The sequence below is a fragment of the Paenibacillus sp. oral taxon 786 str. D14 genome (assembly GCF_000159955.1).
Taxonomy (GTDB): Bacteria; Bacillota; Bacilli; order Paenibacillales; family Paenibacillaceae; genus Fontibacillus; species Fontibacillus phoenicis.
Genome location: NZ_GG695976.1, coordinates 83747 through 88278, shown reverse-complemented (window position 1 = coordinate 88278; position 4532 = coordinate 83747). Strand labels below are relative to the sequence as shown.

Sequence of the window (4532 nt, the reverse complement as noted above, 5' to 3'; positions counted from 1 at the left end):
GCATCCTTGCTTTTGACCGCCGGAGTTGATACAATTAATGTCTGGTAAACTGCCCCGTGGGGCTTCAGGAGGAGGATGAACATGGGTAAGAAAAGTGAAGGCAAGGTACTCGCGCAGAACAAAAAAGCTTCCCATGATTATTTCATCGAAGACACCTACGAAGCGGGCATGGTCTTGACGGGAACTGAAATCAAATCGATCCGCAATGGCCGAGTGAACATCGGGGATGCGTTTGCGACGATCCGCAACGGCGAGATTTTTATCCACAACATGCATATCAGCCCGTTCGAGCAAGGCAACCGGTTCAATCCGGCCGACCCGACGCGAACGCGCAAGCTGCTGATGCACAAAGCGCAAATCAACAAGCTGCTCGGCTTGTCCAAACAGGAAGGCTATACGATCGTGCCGCTGAAGATTTACATCCGCAACGGATACGCGAAGTTGCTCCTGGGCCTGGGCAAAGGGAAAAAGCAATACGACAAACGCGACGCCGCCGCCAAACGCGACGCACAGCGCGATATCCAGCGCGCGCTTCGCGAAAAGCAGAAGGTGGCAAGGTAAGTTCAGTTGCTCAGTTCCCTCTGTTTCCATCAAGTCCATAAACATGAGGCAGTTTAAACGTGTTATACTATGTATTGTAACAATGCGGTCGCTAATCCTTGGTCGGACAAGGAAAGTGACTGCAAAGCAGCACACCTTTGCCGGCTGCACCGATGTTCCAAAACCTTTTTCATTCGGGGGCGTTTTTGGATTCGACGGGGGTAGATCGAGCATGGGTAGCGGGTAGTGGGGAGCGTCCGCTTTATCAACGCTAACGCCAAATTTAAACGGCAAAGCTAAACAACCAACTCTGGCTCTGGCCGCCTAATAACGGCCTCCAGGCTCCTACCTTCCATCGCCCATGTGGCAGGATAGGGGCTCAACCTTTAGTGGGATACGCTGTCTAGTCTCCGCCTGCGGCTAGCTGAAGAAGACAATCAGGCTGACCCGGAAGGAAGCCGGTTACGGGGCGGCCTTCCGGGTGACATCAAAACCGTGACTACACCCGTAGAAGCCTGTGTGGCGTTGCCTTCGGACAGGGGTTCGACTCCCCTCGCCTCCACCATGAAAAGCCCGACCTCATGCGGTCTGGGCTTTTCTTATGCCCGAAATTGTAGACATCTGTAGACATCAGAATTTTAAAGGGGCATTGAGGGCGCATTTTTGTAGACAACTTGTCTACAAACGCTATGGGGAGACTTACTGTATTCGACACATGTTGAGTGCTGTGTGTTGCTGGTGAGAAAGTATTGATTTGAAGCCACATTTACCTGATATATCGAAGAATTGGTAGGCTCAAGCTATAATGCTTGGGCTTTTCGTTTACATACGAAGTTGACCAGACTTATGAAACGCCCAATACTAATTATCGTAGTATTAGTAGATAATGGGAGGGTATATATTCTATGGCTGACTGGCTTGGAAAATTCGTTGGTAGGCTTATTTTCTTAGTATTTACTTTTTTCTTGTTGTATATTTTTAGCTTTTGGTTTGGGTTGAAGGTGGTAGAGCCTTTTTTTGATGGGACTAACCATCATATTCGAAACTTATTTTACGGATGCTTAGTAGCTACTTTTTTGTCGTTTGTAGCAACTGTATGTATTCATTTAGTTTACAAATTTGTTTTACGTAGCGCTAACTTTAGTAGCTGGTTTAGAAGTGTGAATTTGATATTTTTATATTTGTCGGGGTTAGGAACAGCCATTGTAGCTATGAAGGGGCTTCTCGTAAAGGAGGGTCTAGTAACAGGAGATGAAATGATCTTCAATGATCAGTTTAATTTAATGGGGTTGATCTTCTTTATAGCATTATTCAACTACAATGTCTATAACTCGCTTGTACTGACTAGAGAAATTATTGCTTTGGATTGGATTCAAGATCAATTTAGAAAATGGAAAAATTCCAAGTCGAAATTTATATGAGAAGGATTGATTGTATGACAAATACAAAAGCGCTTGTTGTAGGTGTAAGTAATTATTATGATCCAGCTATACCCAATCTTCCTTTTTGCAAGAATGATGTTTCTGAAGTAAGGAAAGCCTTGCGCTTCGGGTTGAAGATAGGAAATGAAGATATTATCACACCTTGGAGAATCGGGTGACGTAACGGGTAAAGACTTTATAAGAGCTTTAACACAAGTTTCGAATTTATTGTGTGAAAATGATAACCTAATTTTTTACTTCTCTGGGCATGGTGACAAAATCAATGATCAACATTTCCTCGTGTTAAGCGATGATATTATAAGCACTTAGGCTGTTATACAATTTCTTGAGAATATATCGGCTAAAGGGAAAGTGATTTTTTTGGATTGTTGTTTTTCAGGGAATTTCTCTGTAGACCGCAGTTCGTCGTTTAGCATAGAAGAAACAGTAGATGATTTTGCTGGCAAGGGGTATGCAGTGCTTTCTTCTAGCAACTCAACTCAGGCATCCTATGGACATCCTGATAAACCTATAAGTGTTTTCACGAGCTTTCTGTGTGATGCATTTCGAGATAAGCTGATAGTAAGGCAAGGAATGGTTTCGTTAAACGATATACAAAAACTCGTTTGCTTATATTCACAAGTCTGGAGTCATAGAAATCCAGATAAACCGCAACAACCTATCTTTAGAGCAAATATGGGTGGGACAATTCGTTTTAAAGTGCATGAATATGTACCATTTCAACCTATGAAAATTTATGAAGAATGTGATGAATATATTATTTACGATGTTAAACCTAGTCACATAGGCGTTACAAAACGATATTCAGTGGAAGTTATCTTAAAGGCACCGCTTTCGCTTGACGAGATAGGTAAAGTATCATTAGAGGTAACTCGAAAAGTCAGAAGTGCAGAAGTCTATAATAATCCAGATACACAACTTATTTTGTCAGGCAAATTAGCTGATATTATCTGGATTTATTTCGGACGTGATGAAAGTGACATGATCCGAAAGACATATCTATGTATGACAACATGGGTTGATGATGCTCAGAATAAGGATTGGTGGTACAGAGTAAACAGCGAAGACACGTTTATAATAAATAATGTTCACTTTAAACTCTTCCCATATTATGAGTATCTAAGGCGATTAAATCAAGAAAATATGGGTAGCCGAGAAAGGGTTATATATGAGACTAGGGAAATGTTGTCATCTCTAATAACTCTCGCTGAGAGAATAATATATCAGTTCAATGAGTTTAAGAATGCGATTCTGACGGAGCAAGAATTATTTGACGAGTTGGAAAGCCTTGTATCAGAAGTTGAATCATATTATATCAAGAGCACAGATTTACCTATCCCGCCAGATGATATCAAAGATTGGAGAGAAGCTTGTTCTTTGTTGTTTGGAACAATACACGATCTATCTTTGTATTATAATAAGAAGTATTTATCTCAGAGAACCACTGCTAATAGAAAATCATGCATGGAAATGACTATTAGTCGGTACTACTCTGATTTAGAAAATGTTCGTAGACTAGAAAAAGATGTATTATAAGTTTTTTCTTGAGAAATCTTTCCGACCAAGGTAACATGCAACAAACTTTTTTCTTGGGAGGTTTCTCATATGATCGCGAATGCCCAAACTTGTAACGAATCTTTGGTTTCCAGCCGCCGTTCACTGCTTGGCTTTGAACTAGACGACGCCCAGACCGCTATGCTTCTATCCATCGCCAGACGCCATTGCAAGCTCGTTCTCGAACATGGCAAAGCAGGTACGTTACCTGAGCGGCGACGGGAAATTGTTAAAGAAATTCGCAGCTTACGGTCGGCAAGGGATGCTCTTATCGAGCAGTTGTAAAAGTCGGGAATTTCTAAAGACGATATAAGTGAAGAAGTAAAACAATCCTTTTATAACTATTTAAGTAAATTTAAAGAAGGGGTGCAGTTTATTATTTTAGATAATGTTGAGCCCTCCGTAGAAATCCCAAAAGAGATCAAATACTATCATTTTACAAAAAACATCAACCTAGGTAGATATGGATTTATTCCGCTTTGATGAATTAATCAATTTCATTGTTGGTAGCACATTCCGCATAGGCTGTCCTAATTGATTACTCCAGACATGTGGAATGTGTAGTGTCAACATATCGTGTTGATAAATGACGGGACACCTAAACCCTATACTTTGGTGGAGCGAATATGGTTAGGGGCTCGATCCTCGCCTCCACTATAAAAGCTCGACCTCATACGGTCGGGCTTTTGATTTGCTCGAAAATGTACAATCAATTTAACTTTTTATCGCTATTTGTAGTCATCATTAGGGACATTAATCCTATTTTCTAATTCCTTCTTACGTTCAGCAAAACATTGTAGTTAGCGTTAAATAGGGCTAAAAGAATTAGTACTTTTTGCAGGAAAAACAATGAAAACGTCGAAATTTTGGAATGTTTGATTAATTTCCATTAGGAGGAACAAGATGGAACTCATTGAAATATCAAGACCTGCTCGTCCTCAAAATGGCGAGATCCTTTTTGGTATTCCGATCCCTCTATTGATAAATTACGAATTA

At 40.9% G+C, this 4532-nt stretch carries 6 protein-coding genes and 1 other RNA gene; all 7 read left to right on the top strand.

Annotated features, from left to right (window positions below):
* The first annotated feature begins 81 nt into the window (after positions 1-81).
* The 7 genes from smpB to POTG_RS11240 all read left to right on the top strand — a co-directional run bounded on the left by smpB (position 82) and on the right by POTG_RS11240 (position 3821).
* A complete protein-coding gene (smpB, locus tag POTG_RS11255; protein WP_036645069.1) occupies positions 82-561 on the top strand; it encodes an SsrA-binding protein SmpB in 480 nt (159 codons plus the stop codon).
* A gap of 175 nt (positions 562-736) precedes the next feature.
* Positions 737-1105, top strand: a transfer-messenger RNA (tmRNA) gene (gene ssrA, locus POTG_RS23205).
* A 340-nt stretch (positions 1106-1445) separates the two neighbouring features.
* Positions 1446-1961, top strand: coding sequence for a hypothetical protein (locus POTG_RS11250; RefSeq protein ID WP_036645066.1), 516 nt, complete (start codon positions 1446-1448; stop codon positions 1959-1961).
* Between the two features lie 14 nt (positions 1962-1975).
* Positions 1976-2140, top strand: a complete 165-nt coding sequence (locus tag POTG_RS24330; protein WP_198136193.1) for a hypothetical protein — start codon at positions 1976-1978, stop codon at positions 2138-2140.
* The gene (locus POTG_RS23855; RefSeq protein WP_157273410.1) at positions 2106-2291 is read left to right on the top strand and encodes a caspase family protein; all 186 of its coding nucleotides are present in this window, start codon (positions 2106-2108) and stop codon (positions 2289-2291) included. The genes POTG_RS24330 and POTG_RS23855 overlap by 35 nt, the downstream gene beginning before the upstream one ends.
* A gap of 42 nt (positions 2292-2333) precedes the next feature.
* Entirely contained in the window at positions 2334-3518 is a 1185-nt protein-coding gene (locus POTG_RS11245) for a hypothetical protein (RefSeq protein ID WP_009224951.1), read from the top strand.
* Positions 3519-3587: 69 nt separating this feature from the next.
* Positions 3588-3821, top strand: coding sequence for a hypothetical protein (locus POTG_RS11240; RefSeq protein ID WP_009224950.1), 234 nt, complete (start codon positions 3588-3590; stop codon positions 3819-3821).
* Positions 3822-4532: the final 711 nt, after the last annotated feature.

Bases quoted from the DNA above. Each gene is read 5' to 3' on its own strand.
- POTG_RS11240 (WP_009224950.1), top strand. From the start codon at position 3,588: ATGATCGCGAATGCCCAAACTTGTAACGAATCTTTGGTTTCCAGCCGC.
- smpB (WP_036645069.1), top strand. From the start codon at position 82: ATGGGTAAGAAAAGTGAAGGCAAGGTACTCGCGCAGAACAAAAAAGCT.
- POTG_RS24330 (WP_198136193.1), top strand. From the start codon at position 1,976: ATGACAAATACAAAAGCGCTTGTTGTAGGTGTAAGTAATTATTATGAT.
- POTG_RS23855 (WP_157273410.1), top strand. From the start codon at position 2,106: ATGAAGATATTATCACACCTTGGAGAATCGGGTGACGTAACGGGTAAA.
- POTG_RS11250 (WP_036645066.1), top strand. From the start codon at position 1,446: ATGGCTGACTGGCTTGGAAAATTCGTTGGTAGGCTTATTTTCTTAGTA.